The organism is Paenibacillus arenosi (assembly GCF_014841135.1).
GTDB lineage: Bacteria > Bacillota > Bacilli > Paenibacillales > Paenibacillaceae > Paenibacillus_B > Paenibacillus_B arenosi.
Genome location: NZ_JACYTN010000002.1, coordinates 536,281 through 553,856 on the forward strand (window position 1 = coordinate 536,281; position 17,576 = coordinate 553,856).

The window sequence follows — 17,576 nt, forward strand, 5'->3', positions numbered from 1 at the left end:
TTTCCGTTAGACAAGACAGCGACGTTTAGACAATATGCTGTATCCATTGTCTGTCTTGAGCCAAGTAACGAAGCGGATCATCACCAAACCATTCCAGAGAAGCATTTTTACCCGATTTATGAATCGCTCGTAAAATCGAAGTGTAATCCACTTGACCATCAGATAGCGGAACGATGCCATAACGACTACCGCTTGGCGCATACACATTGTTGGAATCAAAAACTTTACAATTATCAAGGGATGTAATGTTTTTTAAATGAAAGTTTTCGACCCAATTTTGCAATTGTCCATAGCTTGCCAATGGATCATCTCCCGCTTCCCACAAGTGTAGAAAATCCAAATTCACTTTCACTGCATCGTGACGGACTTCCTTCATCAACTGCAAAGTTGACTCTGTGTGATCAGCAAGTGTATAAGGATGCGTCTCTATTAGAAGCATGATGCCTGCAGCCGCACAGCGATTTCCGATAATCTGAAGATGATTCACGATCATCTCTCGTTCATGGCTATTCACCGATTGGCTAGCTGCTTTGCCCGCAAAAGTACGAATCTTATTCGTGCCAAATTGATGAGCTAATGCGATAAGTTCATCACATTTCAGTATCGAGGCATTCCTATCAACTTGTGGTGAGACATCTATATAGTCACTAATCATAGAAATCTCAATATGATAAAGCTTTAATAAAGAGAGACAATGTTCGATTACAGCTGCTCCACCTTGGGAAAGTGACTTTGCATGAACCCCCCACAATTCAATCGCCTGAAATTGCTGCTCATGAACATATTGAGCAATATCTGCAAATGACAGGAGCATGTGCCTAAACGATATCGTGCACACCGATACATTCATGAAGACACCTCTTGAGATATAATGTTTTGCATAAACGCCGCTTCTTCTTTTCTTACCGCTTGAACAAGCTCATCAATTCTATTAATAATCGCAGCATCATCATTCATCTTATACTTCAATAGCAGGAAGCTAATGCCGTTCCATAGCTTAATTATTTGCTTATGCAGAATTTGCAGCGCTTCCTCTGCACCGCTTGGGATGCTCTGAAGCTGCGTCATATACCCCCATACGATCGTTCTCATTTTAATGAGAGAAGCGATAGACAATATGTTTCGCTCTGTCCATAGTTTTCGTTGTGAACTGTCCCATTCTCTCCCGACATGCAAATGGTCAATAAATTGATCGAACGCTTGTGCATCATAATGCATCGTAAAGTACTTACTTACGAGTACAGAATCATCATACTGGGAAGATGGCTGATTCACCCCTGCTTCAAATGGCTGTATCGTAAAGCAATAATATTGCTGCTCAACCATTGCCGCTGCTTCTAACTGTTGTCGAGTAACTAACCCAATATGTTCACATATAGGATCTGTTACGCAAAAAGAATCTGAATCTTCATCATATCCAGAAACTAATACATAATGGTCAAATCCATTTGCTTCAAAGTTCAGCATATTACGTGGAAAGAACGGCAGCTTTGACGCTTTGCATTGATACAAAAATAAACAGCCATTTTTAAAATGCTGCTGCATCTCAAGCAGGCTTCCTCTACAAATTAGAAATTGCAAACTGCAATCCCCAAACGTTTCGATCCTGCTCCTCATCACATTTCGTCCTGCATATAGGACGTCACGATAATAAGTCATATTCCAATAATGCATTAACAACCGACTAGGATCCCTACCTATCAATTTCAGCGAAGTTGCAATAGAAGACATTGCACACTCCAAAGCTCCAAGCTTTATAAGATGGGAAGGATTCACTTCACCGTATGGCATTATTTTACTCATACCACTACTCCCCTCTCCGCCTGCTCTGTTTGTACCTGTACTTGTGTAACGAAAAAAGGGACCTTTCCACTTTCGGAATTTGAAAGAATACGAGATACCCGTTCGATCGAAACATCCACTTCAATATGTAAAAAGTTGCCAAGTAGTGTGTGCAGACTTTTTTCTAGATGCTCGAGCTGAACATGTTCATCCGCTGCAACTCGGAGCGTAAAAGAAGTATAGGCAGTTTGCACAATCTGAAATTGACGAATGCTTTGCTGCTGAAACAAATCATAAAAAAACTTATCGAAATATCGAAAAAATGCTGCATTCACTTGTCTATTAGGCAGAATAATTTGTGACATTCTCATCGGCATCAGATGGATACACAAACCTCCCGAATGTTCATCTCTCCATATTTTCCCGATATCACCTGTTCGATATCGAATATAGGGTACTGTTCGCATTACGAGTGAAGTTACAACAATTTCTCCGTATTCTCCATCAGCAACCGGTTGAAGTGTATCAGGATCAATAACTTCTACGAATACAACCTGCTCATCTACAATAAATCGTCCATCAGGGGCTTCAAATGCAATGAGCCACATCTCTTCTAATCCGTAATAGTCAGCCAAACGTACACCGAAGACCGATTCTACAAATGCTCGTTGTGATGGTATAACCGACTCTCCCCAGTTCTGGATAAATAACAAGCCTGGCGGAGGTTGGATTTGCTGTTCTTTCATGTACTGAGCCAACTGAAATAGGGATGAAAAACGCCCTTGAATAAAATGAGGCTGCTGCGCGCTCATTTGCTGTACATAGTGCTGCATCATTTTCGGCTCATCACTCATGCGATTACTTAATAGCAGCATCCGGTGGCGAAGTGGCACTCCCCAACGCCGTCGATTGCGAAAAATCGCAGCCGACAGCTTGCACTGCTCTTCTGCCGATCGAATACAGCGATAAGGAATACCTGTCGTCCCAGATGTGTAGGAGTCATATATTTTGCCTTGAGGCATACGCTCGAGCTGATCTCGATGCTTATTGATCAGTTGCTTATTGGAAAATGGGAGGTCATGAAACGCAAATCCCTCCCCTTTCCACGGGAAGTAGTAAGGAACTTGATGAGCAATCTCATGTTTTAACTGTTCTACGATCGGAACGAGGCTCGAATGACTCATGCCGGCACTCGATCTTTCACAAAGACCACCGTTGAGCGAACAGAATGAAAATACTCAGGATCGAAATCATCAATAGATAGCTCGAAGCCAAATTCCGATTCCAATTCAGCCAATAGATCAAGAAATAACAAAGAATCGAGTCCTAAATCTTCAATTAACTGATGATCATCCACAATGTTCTCTGCATTCTTTTTTACTATTTTCGCGATTACATGAACAACCTTAGTTTGAATAGAATCAATGGACGTATTTGTCATGATGTACCTCCAAATACAATGGTTTAAGCACTGCGCGATTAATTTTTCCACTTCTCGTCTTGGGAATCGTAGGGACGATTACAATTTCTTTTGGGCGTTGAGCCGGCTGAAGCTTATGCTGACAATATGAATGCAATTCCTGTTCACCGATATTTTCTGGATTGCAAACGACCAAAGCTATAATTCTCTCTCCCCAGTTCACATCTTCAATAGATAGCACAGCTACTTCGTCTATCATCGGATGGATGGACAGCACGAGCTCGATCGCTTCTGGATAAAGGGTATGACCGCCTACATTCATCGCATTGTCCACACGACCTGTCACGTATAAATACCCATCATCATCCACGTAACCAATATCATTCGTCCTTAATCCGTGTTCGGTTAACACAGCTTTACTGCGCACTTCATCCTTATAATAGCCAAGCATGACATTAGGGCCCTGTACATAAATTTCCCCCGTAGTCCCAGCCTCTACTTCCTGTGAATCATCCCGAATCTGCAAAACAACACCATCCAATGGAAGCCCTGATGCTCCCGCTTTATCGGGTGCATCATTCAACGTAAATATACACACCCTTGGTGCTGCTTCTGTCAAACCATAACAAAGCATAATTTGCGTACTCGGTAATCTGAGGAGGAGTGACTCTACGGTGTTATGTGCCGATTTCCCACCGATAATTAGTAATTTCATCAAACTGCCCATTGAAGGGAATGACCATGAGCGATTTTTGTCCAAAGCAGTGATAAGCGCCGGCACCGTACAAACATAAGTAATTTGCAGCTTATCTACCCATCGGATCAGTTCAAGTGGATGCCGAATCGAGCATAAGTAAATAGATGCTCCAGCAAACATGGCCAGCAATAATTCGCCTGTAAACGTTGAGCTATAACCTAATGATTTAAATAATAGAACGCGATCTTTGGCCCCTAGCTTTACAGCGCTTTGAATTTGCCTCAAGTTGGCCATCATATTGGCATCACTTAACATAATTCCTTTAGGTAGACCCGTTGAACCTGATGATAGGAAAATAATAGCTGTTTGATTTAATTGTGAAGAAATGCCTTCCCTCTCAAGATGAACCTTTGGCTCACCATAAATATGCCAGCGATCTTTCCCATCAATTTCGATAATGTGACATCTCTTGCATTTGTCCATAAGTTGAAGCTCACCACCCATATGCTGCAGCTTCGAACTAGGTAAAATGATGAGATCAGGCTCCATCCACTTCACTATGCGAATCACTTCATCAGGAACGGTATACTCATGAAGCGGAACGGGAATACCGCCAGCTAATATAACAGCGAATAAAGATGTTAGTGAGTAAATCGATTGATCCATCCACACCAAAGCAATAAATGGAGAATCGCCAGCCCCCAGCTCTTTCCTCCAGCCAGAAGCCCACTGCTCCGCTTCGTGAATCATGTCTTTATAACTGAGAAAGTTAGTTACATTGCCATTGTCTGTTTCGTAGACACCAGCCTCCTCATTCCAGCGATGTGATTGCAACCATGACTTCAGCGTTGTTGTATTCATCACACACGCTCCAATTCACGAGATTCGGACAAGTCTTCCTGACGATACGTCGTAAGCAATTCGAAATAAAGTTGTCCTCGTTGCATAAGTTCTTCATGACTTCCTTGCTCAACGACACGCCCTGCATCCATAACTACGATTACATCGGCTTCGGCTACCGTCTGCAAACGATGGGTAGAAAATAATACCGTCTTATTCGATGCACGAGCACGCAGCTTATCCATAACATGCCGCTCCGTTTCCACGTCAAGTGCAGAAGTAGGCTCGTCCAATATTAAAATGTCTGCATCTTTAACCAATGCCCTAGCAATACCGATACGCTGCCTTTGCCCTCCTGACAATTGAAAGCCTTTATGGTAAATATGCGTGTGAATTCCGTCTGCAAGTGAAGCAATTTTATCATCCAAGCGAACGGCTCTCACCGCCTCCATAACTTCCTCTTCAGTTACTGTCTCCTTGCCCAGCGCTATATTTTCATAGATCGTACCTGGAAATAGAAACGGCTCTTGAAAAACAATGGCAACTTGTTCTTGAAGCTGACTTCGTGAAAGCAATTCATGCCGCTGATCTAGCAATGTAATAGTCCCTTCATTAGGTTCATGGAAACCAACAAGCGAGTAAAATAAAGTAGATTTCCCCGAACCACTTCTTCCGATGATGGCGACTGTCTGGCCTCTTTGAATGGTCAAACTCATCTTATCGATAATCGGTTTATTTTCGAGTACGATCGATAGATTGTCCAATTCAATAGCTGGTCTACTTCCACCCTCTCGACGAATGACTCCATTTAATTCAGAAACAGTCTGCGCATGCTCGACTGGAACATTGAAAAACTCCTGCACACGTTCTAGCGCTACCTCTGCTTGTTTGACTTGTGTAATCGTTTGATTAATTGCACGTAAAGGATGAAGTACATTATTTAAATAAGCCGCAGCCGCAACGAGCATACCGACCTTCAGCACGCCATCGTTAACCAAAAATCCTCCAATGCCATACATAGCGACCACAATTAAGCTAATGACAATTAAAGTCGTCTGTGTTGAGAACATTTGGAACAATGTTTCTTTCGTACTCGCATGCACTAATCCTTTGTACATGGCCGCATTTCGTTTACGCTCCCACTTTTCGAGTCCAAAAGCACGTATTTCTTTCGAACCTTCAACACATTCATACAAATGGGTCCCAATGTCTTCGTTATGGGTACGTATAAAATGAGCATACCTGGATAAGGATTTCTCAAATAGCTTAGGAATGACCAATACGATCGGAATCGTAATTAATGCCAGTAAACCAAGCTTCCAATCCAATGTAAAAATCATTACAACGGCAAAGCCAATCGTAAACCATTGGGTTACATATTCAACGATGACATGGTTCACATAATTGGCCATCGTAAATGAGTCAAAGCCAATTAATGCTGCATATTTACCTGCACCGTGCTTGTCTATTTCATGGATCGGAATGGAACGGGTATGGGCAACAAGCTTCTCACGAATATCAAGTGTATGTGATATCGTTAAGTTGCGGAAAATGGTGTAGCACACGATTGAAGCACCAGCACTAACGACTGCACACAGAATGGTTAACGCCAAGTACTGAAATAACAAAGGAGCTTCAAAACGTACTAAAATATGATCAATAATAAAGCCAAACAAAAGTGGTTGCAGCATTGATGCAATCAATGATAGTAGCAAGGCTGCATATGCCAGCACCGTTTTACCAGTTCTAGGGGTCAGGTAACAGCGAATCTCTTGCAGTAACTGGTATCGATTCATGTTATTCCTCCATCGGCAAAATGCCTAATAATCGGCTTGCACAACGGCATCCACTGTTCATAGCTACATGTAGATGGCTCTGCTAACAATGAAAGAATATGATGATGTTCCCAGTCCACATGATGCAAAAAAGGCGTAGAGTAGTCATGGATCTCTGAAAGCGGCTGTTGAAGCAAGCTGGCGTTCGGCGGATCAAACGTGACCATAGGCAAGCTCGCTTGCGTTGTAAGATGTTCAACGATGCGTGGCATAACGGTCTTATAATCAAATCTTTTTGCCTGTTCTCTAGCCTCATACCGCATATTAGCCAGCAATCGTTCTTCTGAAAGAAGTTTACAGATAATAGAAGCGCCTGTATGAACATCAATTTGTGGCGTAGCGGCTTCCCAATCCACAGGAATAAACATACCATCTACATGCTCCGTTACAACATCTTTAAAACCATCCCATCTTGTACAAATGACAGGAATGCCTGCTGCCTTCGCCTCAAGCAAATTGTAGCCGAACGTTTCCCCAGGATCGGTCGATAAGTTAATCAAAATATCCGTATCAGCTAACAATTTCTCCTTTTGCGATCCGTATACGGCTCCAGTCCACGTAACATAGGAGGAGCTTTCAAATTGACTCTCTATATCGCGGATACGATGTTGATATTGCTCCAGCTGCACCTGACTGGCTCCCGTGTATTCACCTGCAATCGTCAAATGCACATCATATCCATTCATTTTTACGAGATGCACAAGCTCGATAACGTGATGAATATTTTTGACATCCTCGACCCTACCGATACAAAGAATTCGCTTGGCTCCTCCTTTATCTATTACGGCCAATTCGGGCTCATCACAATCAGAAACCGATATACATAGAGGCTCTTGCACAACCATCTTATACACTGAAGATATATTCAACAGCGCACGATAAGCACTGTTCGTCGTACACAACAATGTATCCTCAGGCCGGATCAAGGGAGCTATGGCAACCCACTGCTTGAGCCAATACTCAGAGCCTACCGAATGAGCAATAATAAAGAATCGAAGCGGAATATGTCCTTGATTACGAGCGTGCATTAAATAAGGAATAAGGGCAGGCACATTGACGTACATCGTGTTCACGCCTGTTTGTTGAACCCACAATCGCAAACGTTCTACTAACGTAACTGTTGACTGTGGATATTGCTCATGCCAATGAGGAATCGAGCCCCCAAATAATTTCATCATCTGAAATGGCTTGATGACCACAAGTTCAGCATGTTCCTTCATAAAAGCAACCCATTGGTCATCTACAGCCCGTTCATTAACTCGCTTCGGTTGTCCATCAATGTAACCGATTCGAATGAGATCTGTTGATAAAGGAGACTGTGCAGAAGTCATCGATACAGTGTGCAAATCACTTTGAGTACTAGACATGAAATTGCTCCTGCCTGCATGTTGCTTTCCATTGCTCATAGAGCTCATGCAGTTCATTCTTGATGCTCATTTCCAATTCATCTAATACATCCAACTTCTGAGTAAGAAGCTCCATCATTTGTGCACTCCCTGTTACGGATACTTTTATCGCCGAATATTGTAAAGAAGTCCAACCCTTCACTAACTTTTTTACTTTAGCCAGCATTTCTTCATAGGCCGCTTCATCTAGTTGCAGTGCAGTGTTAAAGTAAGAAAATGCGTAATCATAGCTATGCTTCCGTAGAACGATTAATCCTAATTGCTTAACAGCAGGCATAAGTAATGGGATTGATTTCCCATCACGCTCTTCTACGATTTCATGGAACAACTGCTTCACACTTTTCGGCAGCTCATTGTAATCTTTTTTGAATTGGGTATCGAAGTAATGGATAATATTCATGTGAGTCGGTTCTTGCACCTGTCCATGATCAATAAAGAAACCGCCACCATATTGATTTTTCAAAAAGGCCTCGGCTACGTGATATTCTTCAACTTCCCCCTCCCACTCAAAGTCAGGATCATTAATGTACAATGCACCTGATGGGAGTCGTTGTAAGATTACATAATGAGGCAGCTGCTGTTTATGATAGAAGAGCGTCATGTAAGGCATGTAATACATGTCCAACTGAACTATGATTGAGCGTGATTCAGGACTACGACGCAAATATTGATGCAGCTTCCGATAATTTTGTTGTCGATTCAGGTGGTGCTCATACCATTGAGAGACATCAACGTTAAACAGTTGTGTAAACCAATTCACTTCATGATCGTGATGTATCTTATCCGAATAATACGTAATGATTCCTTGTTCCGTAATCTCAAACGGAGCATCCCATGCACCAAAAAACAAGGGTCTCGTATCTACTTTATTCATTTTTTCTATTAGGTGAGAAAAGCAGCTAAGTAAACAATGGACCTGTTCCATATTGTGAATTAATTGCTAACTGAAATTTTTTCAGAAATCAATGCCGCAATGTCTTGGACAGAATTAAAACGCTCTACCGTCATTTCATCATCTTCTAGGAAAATATCGAATTTTTGCTCAATCTCTACTACTAAGTTAATAAGTGTTACTGAATCTATCCCTAGCGCACTAATCTCCGTCGCTTCTGTCATTGTCTCTACAGCCTGTGGCTTCGTAGACATTGCTTTTACTCTCTCCATTAAGAATTGTACGATTTCTTGTTTTTGCATATTAACTCCTCCTCATGTTTTGAGCTTTGTATATAGAATGAAATGATGAAGCCCTAGTTAAAGAAATCATGAATGGCTAGCGTGAACCGTTCGTGGTTCCAGCGTCTTTATAAACCCAATAAGTGATTCCACGGTTACGAATATGGAAGGATCAAGCTCATCTTCAGGAACAATTAAGGATAAATCTTCTTCAATATGGACGATTAGTTGCAGTAACATGACGGAATCAATACCAAGATCATCATATAGATGCATCGATGGCTTCAACTCTGGAACATCTTGCAGCTTAAGCTTGTCTACCATCAACTGTTGGAGTTGTTCTAATATTGATTTGTGCAAACTAGCTTCCCCCTTTTTCTAATAACCTTCGTGATATTTTACCCGATGGCATCTTGCGGATTTCAGCAACAATTTCGATTTCGGCAGGAACTTTGTAAGGCGGCAAATGTTGAATGCACCAATCTCGAATTGCCTTTACTTCTATTGGCTCCTTCAACACAACTTGCGCCTGCACAGATTCACCTATAATCGGATGGATACCTCGGTAAACAACCGTTTCATCTACTTCTGGAAGCATATTTATAGTCGTTTCTACCTCTTGAGGATAAACTTTGAGACCTGACACATTGATCACATCATCAAGCCTACCCACTACATGCAGCTGACTATCTTGACTCCAGAACCCTATATCTTTAGTACCATGCGTCCATTCACTAGCAGCAATCACAATTTCAGTCGGATTGTCCGCACTGTCTCCTGCTTGTACCTGTAAATGACGCAATGGTGTTCCTACATCGCTGCTGGAGCTTATTTGACGCGATAGACTTATACAGCCTGTCTCGGAACAACCATACTGCTGCATTACATCATTTGCACGAGCTTGCAGTTGATTCAGCAACTCCGTAGACATAGGCGCACCAGAGCTCATCACACGATCCATTTGCGTAGCTTCCGAACTGAAGCCCAACAGTACATGGTATAGGGAAGGAATTCCGTACACGATATGCTTTGGATTCTCTCGAATGATATTCCATGTTAGCTTCGGATTGCGATTCGTAATCATAATAGGTGTGGCTCCTCTTGCCAATGAGGCAAGTACACCGCATATCAGACCATAAGAATGAGACAGGGGCACAAGTACAATCGGAACCTCATCTTCTTTTGCCCCCAGCCCTTCGTTATACGCTGCTATTTCTTCATCAATATGTGTCCATTTGCGCTTAATTAGCTTTGCATCTCCAGTTGTTCCTGAACTGAACTGATAGAGACATGCATCTTCCTGAAGTGGTGCGGAAAGATTTACAGGGAAATAGCTGTCATAATCGCCCCATAGTAAACCATGGCATCCCGCTTGATGAGCAAGCTGAATGGCTGTCTGCTGTGGCGTTTCCCCGTGTATGAGCAGCATCGAGCAATGTTGGCTACGAAGATATCGGATACAGGCAAGTAAGTGAGTTGGATCAGAAATGCAGAGTGCTAACACTTTCCCCTTAACGTGCATCATTTCTTGTTGTTGACCGACGTTGATCAGCAATTGTTCGAAGTCTTTTCTCGTTACTTCCACACGATTGACTCGGATCATGTAAGCTCCTCCATATGGTCGTATTAAAAAAATTAGGCTCGGCTCATGATAATGTCAGCAAGAAAAAAAAGGATATAGCTTACTTAGGAGAGAAAAGTAAGCGCTTTAAAATGTTGTATCTATTGAAGTTTATACTTTCAAGAAGGGTGCGAGCATCACGGTCTAGCGTGAAACTTAATTTAGAAAATGCAGAAGTTAAAATGAGTTTGAGAGAAAAATTGTAGAGTAACCATATTATTAGATCTATTGTTAAATGTTATTATATGACAATTTATTCACATTGCGTAAGGGATATATTTCCACAAAAATAGGATAAAATCTTCATATAATCATACACCTTCTGGTTTAAATTGTAAACAGCGCAACCCTTTCTCTAGAAGAGCTGCGCCGAGTTCCTATATAACGAGATATGTGACTACGAAACAGAAGGATACCTTTTATCTGAGTCTATTTCCACATTCGTTTCTGTAGCTTTACCTATATCTTGCCTCCCCTTCTCAATGAGCTGAATAGCTCGCTCCACTTCTTGTTCCGTTGGAGAAGCCACACCTGCTAGCGGATATTGCAACCCTAGTTGTTCCCATTTGAACGTCCCCATCTGATGATAAGGAAGCAACTCAAACTTTTCTACACCATTCAACGTTCCAATAAATCGTCCCAAATTCAACAAATCCTGCTCATCATCACATTTCGTCGGAACAAAGACATGACGGATCCACATTTTTTTGCTATTTTCCGACAACCAACGAGCCGTTTCTAATGTTCTTGCATTCGATACAGCCGTTAAGTCTAGATGCTTCTTATTATCGATATGCTTTATATCAAGCAGAACTAGATCAGTCACCTCATAAAGATCCTTGAGTTTATTCACATCATTGACCCCGTTTGTATCCAGCGTGGTATGAAGATTCCACCGTTTCTTTACTTCACGGAACAATTCGGCCACAAATGGGGCTTGCAGCGTCGGCTCTCCTCCGGTTACGGTCAATCCACCATTAGAGGATCTGTAATAGCTTAAGTAAGGCTCGATTTCATTCAACACTTCATCTATAGTCATAACTTTTCCGCCAGATAGGTCCCATGTATCACGATTATGGCAATATTGACACTGAAGTGCACAGCCTTGTAAAAATAAGACAAAGCGAATTCCAGGCCCATCTACAGTCCCAAACGTTTCAATGGAGTGTACTCGTGCGTTCATCTGCGATCCATCCCTTTCCCCTCTTGAGCACGCAACTCGCATTCAAGACATTTTCATTGACAAAAAAAGGGCGCAGCCGTCAGGTTCACGACCGAGACGGTTCGTTTGTTCCGACTTATTGCGCCCTGCCCTGTTACTTTCGAACTTACTTCCTTATCCAGTCAACTTATATTCAAGCTGAAACTGTTATCTCTCAGTTACATAGCACCGTGGAAAGTACGATTAATAACATCCATTTGCTGCTCACGAGTGAGTTTAATAAAGTTAACGGCATAGCCTGATACACGAATGGTTAGTTGTGGGTAGTTCTCTGGGTGCTCCATCGCATCCATAAGCTGTTCACGATCGAACACGTTCACGTTCAAATGATGTGCGCCACGTCCAAAGTATCCATCCATCATCGCAACCAAGTTAGCCTTACGACCATCCATATCTTTACCAAGCGCTTTCGGTACAATCGAGAACGTATTCGAAATGCCATCCAAGCTATGTTCATACGGCAGTTTCGCAACCGAGTTAAGGGATGCTAGCGCACCTTTCTTATCACGGCCATGCATCGGGTTCGCACCAGGTGCGAACGGCTCTCCTGCCTTGCGTCCATCTGGCGTTGTTCCCGTTTTCTTGCCGTATACAACATTCGATGTGATTGTCAGCACCGATTGGGTTGGAAGTGCGTTACGATAAGCTTTGTGCTTGCGAATCATATTCATGAACGATTCAACCAATTCAATGGCGATGCCATCCACACGGTCATCATTATTGCCGTAGCATGGGTATTCGCCTTCTACTTCGAAGTCAACCGCGATGCCCTGTTCATTGCGAATTGGTTTTACTTTCGCATGTTTAATTGCACTTAAGGAATCGGCTGCAACCGATAATCCCGCAATACCGCATGCCATCGTGCGTAAAATTTCTCGGTCGTGCAATGCCATTTCAATCCGCTCATAAGCGTATTTATCGTGCATGTAGTGAATGACGTTCAACGTATTCATATACAGTTTCGCCAACCACTCCATCATCTGTTTAAAACGTTTCATTACTTCATCGTAGTTCAAATACTCACTCGTAATTGGTGGAAGCTCTGGACCAACTTGAATGCCTAATTTCTCATCTTTACCGCCGTTAATTGCATACAGCAAAGCTTTCGCTAAGTTGGCACGTGCACCGAAGAACTGCATTTGCTTACCAATCCGCATCGCGGATACACAGCATGCAATACCGTAGTCATCACCGAAGAACGGACGCATTAAGTCATCGTTCTCATATTGAATGGAGCTCGTTTCGATTGAAGCTTTTGCACAATATTTTTTGAACGCTTCAGGCAGCTGCTCTGACCAAAGTACCGTCAAGTTCGGCTCTGGCGCAGGCCCTAAGTTATATAGTGTATGCAAGAATCGGAAACTGTTTTTCGTTACGCGAGTTGTACCGTTCATCGCCATACCACCGATAGATTCCGTTACCCATGTTGGGTCACCTGAGAACAATTCATTATAATCAGGAGTACGGAGGAACTTCACGATACGTAATTTCATAACGAAATGGTCAACGAGTTCTTGCGCTTCTTCTTCCGTCAGCGTACCTTCTTTCAAATCACGCTCAATGTAGATATCAAGGAACGAGGACACACGTCCAAGCGACATCGCTGCACCGTTCTGTTCTTTAATCGCTGCTAAGTAAGCAAAGTAGAGCCATTGGAACGCCTCAGCAGCGTTCATTGCCGGCTTTGACATATCAAAGCCATGCATTTCAGCAAGCTGTTTCAGTTCGCCCAGTGCGCGAATCTGCTCCGAAATTTCCTCTCGATCGCGAATCGTATCTTGATCCAATGCATCCAATTCGAGATTGTCCAAATCCTGCTTTTTCTGCTTGATTAGGAAATCCACACCGTACAAAGCTGGGCGACGATAGTCACCGATAATACGGCCACGTCCATATGCATCAGGTAGACCTGTAATAACACCCGATTTGCGTGCTAGACGCATATCAGAAGTGTAAGCATCGAATACGCCTTGGTTATGCGTTTTACGTATTGTTGTAAAGATATCAATGACTTCTTGTGGCATTTCAAAGCCATAAGCTTTACAAGCATCAATCATCATCTTGATACCGCCAAATGGTTGAATAGCACGACGGAACGGAGCATCGGTTTGTACTCCAACAACTTTTTCCTTCTCTTTATCCAAATATCCAGGTTGATGCGATACGATAGAAGAAGGAGTGTTTACATCGACATCCCACACGCCACCGCGTTCCCGTTCTTCTTTGGATAATTTACTAACAATATCCCATAGTTGTTTCGTATTTTGCGTGGCACCTTGTAAAAAAGATTCATCCCCATGATAAGGTGCAATGTTCTGTTCGATGAAATCATTTACGTTAACTTCTCTGCCCCATTTACCTGTTGTAAATCCACGCCAAGGTTGAACTGCTGCTGCTTTAAAATCTTTTTCAGCTACCGACATCTGAATCCCTCCAAATTTAGTAGGTTTTCTATTTACATCCTGCTTATGATGCAAGCGATTTGCTATGCCTTTATTGTAATACTTTTCACAAAGTTATTATGTGATTAATATCACAATATGATTTTTTTCTTCTTTTTTATCCACTATTAGCTGGTCGTCTCATTGAAAAAGAAGAGACAGCAGAACTCGCTCATCCTGCTGTCTCTGTATTACTTAGAATCGGCCATAGAAAGCATTGCGGTACACATCCGCGAGCTCCGTCACTAGTGGAAGCTTCGGATTCGCAGTCGTACATTGGTCCTCAAACGCACGGTCAGCCAAATAGTCCACTTTCTCCTCAAATTGCTTCGCATCAAAGCCAATGGCTTGGAAACACTCCGGAATGCCCAACTTGCGATTCAATTCACGAATGGCTTCGACTAAGCTGTTCACACCCTCTTCCGTTGTGCTCGCCGGCAAGCCAAGAATGCGCGCAATCTCTGCATAGCGCTTATCCGCTACAAAGTGGTCGTATTTCGGGAACGACGCAAACTTCGTCGGCATTTTCGCATTGTAGCGGATGACATGAGGCATTAATATTGCATTTGTACGACCATGTGCTGTATGATACTCCGCTCCCCATTTATGAGCCAAGCTGTGGTTTATTCCTAAGAATGCATTGGCAAATGCCATACCTGCAATCGTAGATGCGTTATGCATTTTTTCACGTGCAAGCGGGCAAGCTTCATTTGCCGATTTCTCCAAATACTCAAATACAAGCTGAATCGCTTTTATCGCTAATCCGTCTGTATAATCATTCGCCATGACAGACACATAAGCTTCAATCGCATGTGTCAGTACGTCCATCCCAGTATCCGCAACTGCAACACGTGGAAGGGAGTAGACAAACTCTGGGTCGACAATCGCTACGTCTGGTGTCAATTCATAATCAGCTAATGGATATTTGGTATTGCCGTGCTCCTTATCCGTAATAACAGCAAACGATGTTACTTCCGATCCCGTGCCCGACGTTGTCGGAATGGCTACAAACTTCGCCTTTTGACCAAGGCGCGGGTATTTGTAAGTACGTTTGCGGATATCAAGGAACTTCTGCTTCAAGTTGTTGAAGTCTGTATCTGGATATTCATAGAACAACCACATTGCCTTCGCAGCATCCATCGGCGATCCCCCGCCAAGTGCGATAATACAGTCTGGCTTGAATTGCGCCATTAATTCCGTACCTTTTCGAACCGTAACCGTTGATGGATCCGGCTCGACATCAGAAAATACTTCGATAACAACTGGATTACGACGTTGACGTAAATAATGCTCTACCTTTTCGACATAGCCAAGCTTCACCATCATTTCATCCGTAACAATAAGCACACGGCTAATATCCTGCATTTTCGCTAGGTATTGGGTAGCTCCTTTTTCGAAATAAACTTTATTAGGTACTTTGAACCACTGCATATTCACTGTACGCTTCGCCACCCGTTTAATATTGATTAAGTTGACCGATGTAACGTTGTTCGATGTTGAGTTGCGACCATAAGAACCGCAGCCGAGTGTCAATGATGGAATGTTTGTGTTGTACAAGTCACCAATCGCTCCATGTGTAGATGGAGAGTTGACCAATATACGTCCTGTTTGCAAACGATCGCCAAATTTTGCAATCACTTCATCATCATTGGAATGAATGACAGACGAGTGACCCATACCGCCGAATGCAACAACTTCAGCTGCACGATTGATACCTTCCTCAGCCGTCTTCACTTTATAGCAGGCTAATATCGGACTGAGCTTCTCAGCTGACAGCGGGAATTTAGCTCCTACACCATCGATTTCTGCGATGAGAATTTTCGTATGTGCAGGTACATTTAATCCAGCAAGCTCTGCTATCTTCACAGCAGACTGACCCACGATGGTTGGATTAACTGCACACGTTTCGCTTTTAATAGCCATCGCCTGAAGTTTAGCTGTCTCTTCTTTATTCGTGAAATAACAACCATACTTCTGAAGCAACTGCTTCACTTCTTTATATACAGGCTCTTCGATAATGACTGCCTGTTCGGATGCACAAATCATGCCATTGTCAAATGTCTTTGATAGAATTAAATCCGTTACAGCCTGTTCCAGATTGGCCGTCTTCTCAATAAAGCAAGGCACGTTACCTGGACCAACTCCAAGTGCTGGCTTACCTGCGCTGTACGCTGCGCGAACCATGCCTGATCCACCTGTAGCGAGTATGAGTGCCACATCTGGATGGTTCATCAATGTATTTGTCGCTTCCATCGAAGGAAGCTCAATCCATTGTATACAATGCTCTGGTGCACCGTATTTCACAGCAGCTTCTGCTAGCGTTTTTGCCGCCTCTGCACTACATCTTTGAGCGGATGGATGGAAAGCAAAAATAATTGGGTTCCGGGTTTTGATGGAGATTAACGCTTTGAACATTGTCGTTGAAGTCGGGTTGGTTACGGGAGTTACCCCCATCACAATGCCAACGGGCTCTGCTATTTTCACACAGCTTTCATATGCATTGTCTTCGATGACACCGACTGTCTTTGTATACTTGATGTGATTGTAGATATATTCAGTAGCAAAAATATTTTTCGTGATCTTGTCCTCATAGACACCACGGCCCGTTTCTTCTACAGCTAACTTTGCTAGCTCCATATGACGATCCAAACCCGCCAATGCCATTTGACGAACGACAAGATCCACTTGCTCTTGATTCATATTCATAAATGCTGCCTGTGCTTGTTTAGCACGATCAATCAGTTGTTGAATATGCGCTTCCACATTTGGTGTTCCTTTTTTATCTGCAATTTGTTTCACATCAGCTTTTGTTGACATCGTTCTCCGCCTCCATATTTGGATTCATGCCTAAGCTCAAAACAGGCAAGGTAGATACTTTATCGAGCCAGGCCGGATACCTTATTTTGTTTGTGAATCATTTCACAAATTTAGTGTACCTCATCTTTCTTTGTTTGGATGTGACATTTATCACACCAATAAAACCATAAAAAATAGTATAATTTTACACAAGTTCTATTACACCTAGTCAACGCAGTTTGCAGCAAGAAATATCACAGAATGTACATATATCAGAACGACGCTAAAGTAAGATGTCAAACTAATGAAAATCGCATCATATTGTAAAAATATTTGAAATTTT

Annotated in this window: 14 protein-coding genes; all 14 read right to left on the minus strand. The window is 42.6% G+C overall.

Annotated features, from left to right (window positions below):
• Nucleotides 1-25: 25 nt before the first annotated feature.
• Entirely contained in the window at nucleotides 26-850 is an 825-nt protein-coding gene (locus IFO66_RS05575) for a sugar phosphate isomerase/epimerase family protein (protein ID WP_192024153.1), read from the minus strand.
• Nucleotides 847-1,803 carry a hypothetical protein gene (locus IFO66_RS05580; protein WP_192024154.1) on the minus strand — a complete coding sequence of 319 codons (957 nt, stop codon included), beginning with the start codon at nucleotides 1,801-1,803 and terminating at the stop codon, nucleotides 847-849. Before IFO66_RS05580 ends, IFO66_RS05575 begins: the two co-directional genes overlap by 4 nt.
• Nucleotides 1,800-2,966, minus strand: coding sequence for a phenylacetate--CoA ligase family protein (locus IFO66_RS05585; protein WP_192024155.1), 1,167 nt, complete (start codon nucleotides 2,964-2,966; stop codon nucleotides 1,800-1,802). Before IFO66_RS05585 ends, IFO66_RS05580 begins: the two co-directional genes overlap by 4 nt.
• Nucleotides 2,963-3,223 carry a phosphopantetheine-binding protein gene (locus IFO66_RS05590; RefSeq protein WP_192024156.1) on the minus strand — a complete coding sequence of 87 codons (261 nt, stop codon included), beginning with the start codon at nucleotides 3,221-3,223 and terminating at the stop codon, nucleotides 2,963-2,965. Before IFO66_RS05590 ends, IFO66_RS05585 begins: the two co-directional genes overlap by 4 nt.
• A complete protein-coding gene (locus IFO66_RS05595) occupies nucleotides 3,204-4,760 on the minus strand; it encodes a class I adenylate-forming enzyme family protein (protein ID WP_192024157.1) in 1,557 nt (518 codons plus the stop codon). The genes IFO66_RS05590 and IFO66_RS05595 overlap by 20 nt, the downstream gene beginning before the upstream one ends.
• Complete coding sequence (locus tag IFO66_RS05600; protein ID WP_192024158.1) at nucleotides 4,760-6,535, minus strand: ABC transporter ATP-binding protein; 1,776 nt, start codon at nucleotides 6,533-6,535, stop codon at nucleotides 4,760-4,762. Before IFO66_RS05600 ends, IFO66_RS05595 begins: the two co-directional genes overlap by 1 nt.
• Nucleotides 6,532-7,941 (minus strand): glycosyltransferase family 4 protein, encoded by a 1,410-nt coding sequence (locus IFO66_RS05605; protein ID WP_192024159.1) that lies wholly within the window; start codon nucleotides 7,939-7,941, stop codon nucleotides 6,532-6,534. The genes IFO66_RS05600 and IFO66_RS05605 overlap by 4 nt, the downstream gene beginning before the upstream one ends.
• On the minus strand, nucleotides 7,934-8,905 hold the full coding sequence (locus IFO66_RS05610; protein WP_225445503.1) for a DUF6005 family protein: 972 nt from the start codon (nucleotides 8,903-8,905) through the stop codon (nucleotides 7,934-7,936). Before IFO66_RS05610 ends, IFO66_RS05605 begins: the two co-directional genes overlap by 8 nt.
• 8 nt (nucleotides 8,906-8,913) lie before the next feature.
• Nucleotides 8,914-9,174, minus strand: coding sequence for an acyl carrier protein (locus IFO66_RS05615; RefSeq protein WP_192024161.1), 261 nt, complete (start codon nucleotides 9,172-9,174; stop codon nucleotides 8,914-8,916).
• A gap of 66 nt (nucleotides 9,175-9,240) precedes the next feature.
• Nucleotides 9,241-9,513: a phosphopantetheine-binding protein gene (locus IFO66_RS05620; protein ID WP_225445504.1), complete on the minus strand. Its 273-nt coding sequence runs from the start codon at nucleotides 9,511-9,513 to the stop codon at nucleotides 9,241-9,243.
• A gap of 1 nt (nucleotide 9,514) precedes the next feature.
• Nucleotides 9,515-10,756 (minus strand): AMP-binding protein, encoded by a 1,242-nt coding sequence (locus IFO66_RS05625; protein WP_225445505.1) that lies wholly within the window; start codon nucleotides 10,754-10,756, stop codon nucleotides 9,515-9,517.
• 415 nt (nucleotides 10,757-11,171) lie between these two features.
• On the minus strand, nucleotides 11,172-11,957 hold the full coding sequence (gene pflA, locus IFO66_RS05630) for a pyruvate formate-lyase-activating protein (protein ID WP_192024162.1): 786 nt from the start codon (nucleotides 11,955-11,957) through the stop codon (nucleotides 11,172-11,174).
• Between the two features lie 197 nt (nucleotides 11,958-12,154).
• Nucleotides 12,155-14,419 (minus strand): formate C-acetyltransferase, encoded by a 2,265-nt coding sequence (pflB, locus tag IFO66_RS05635; RefSeq protein WP_192024163.1) that lies wholly within the window; start codon nucleotides 14,417-14,419, stop codon nucleotides 12,155-12,157.
• A gap of 213 nt (nucleotides 14,420-14,632) precedes the next feature.
• Nucleotides 14,633-17,254, minus strand: a complete 2,622-nt coding sequence (adhE, locus tag IFO66_RS05640) for a bifunctional acetaldehyde-CoA/alcohol dehydrogenase (RefSeq protein ID WP_192024164.1) — start codon at nucleotides 17,252-17,254, stop codon at nucleotides 14,633-14,635.
• Between the last annotated feature and the right edge of the window lie 322 nt (nucleotides 17,255-17,576).

Bases quoted from the DNA above. Each gene is read 5' to 3' on its own strand.
- IFO66_RS05580 (WP_192024154.1), bottom strand. From the start codon at position 1,803: ATGAGTAAAATAATGCCATACGGTGAAGTGAATCCTTCCCATCTTATA.
- IFO66_RS05600 (WP_192024158.1), bottom strand. From the start codon at position 6,535: ATGAATCGATACCAGTTACTGCAAGAGATTCGCTGTTACCTGACCCCT.
- IFO66_RS05610 (WP_225445503.1), bottom strand. From the start codon at position 8,905: ATGGAACAGGTCCATTGTTTACTTAGCTGCTTTTCTCACCTAATAGAA.
- IFO66_RS05585 (WP_192024155.1), bottom strand. From the start codon at position 2,966: ATGAGTCATTCGAGCCTCGTTCCGATCGTAGAACAGTTAAAACATGAG.
- IFO66_RS05575 (WP_192024153.1), bottom strand. From the start codon at position 850: ATGAATGTATCGGTGTGCACGATATCGTTTAGGCACATGCTCCTGTCA.
- IFO66_RS05615 (WP_192024161.1), bottom strand. From the start codon at position 9,174: ATGCAAAAACAAGAAATCGTACAATTCTTAATGGAGAGAGTAAAAGCA.
- IFO66_RS05605 (WP_192024159.1), bottom strand. From the start codon at position 7,941: ATGTCTAGTACTCAAAGTGATTTGCACACTGTATCGATGACTTCTGCA.
- IFO66_RS05590 (WP_192024156.1), bottom strand. From the start codon at position 3,223: ATGACAAATACGTCCATTGATTCTATTCAAACTAAGGTTGTTCATGTA.
- IFO66_RS05625 (WP_225445505.1), bottom strand. From the start codon at position 10,756: ATGATCCGAGTCAATCGTGTGGAAGTAACGAGAAAAGACTTCGAACAA.
- pflA (WP_192024162.1), bottom strand. From the start codon at position 11,957: ATGAACGCACGAGTACACTCCATTGAAACGTTTGGGACTGTAGATGGG.
- pflB (WP_192024163.1), bottom strand. From the start codon at position 14,419: ATGTCGGTAGCTGAAAAAGATTTTAAAGCAGCAGCAGTTCAACCTTGG.
- IFO66_RS05595 (WP_192024157.1), bottom strand. From the start codon at position 4,760: ATGAATACAACAACGCTGAAGTCATGGTTGCAATCACATCGCTGGAAT.
- adhE (WP_192024164.1), bottom strand. From the start codon at position 17,254: ATGTCAACAAAAGCTGATGTGAAACAAATTGCAGATAAAAAAGGAACA.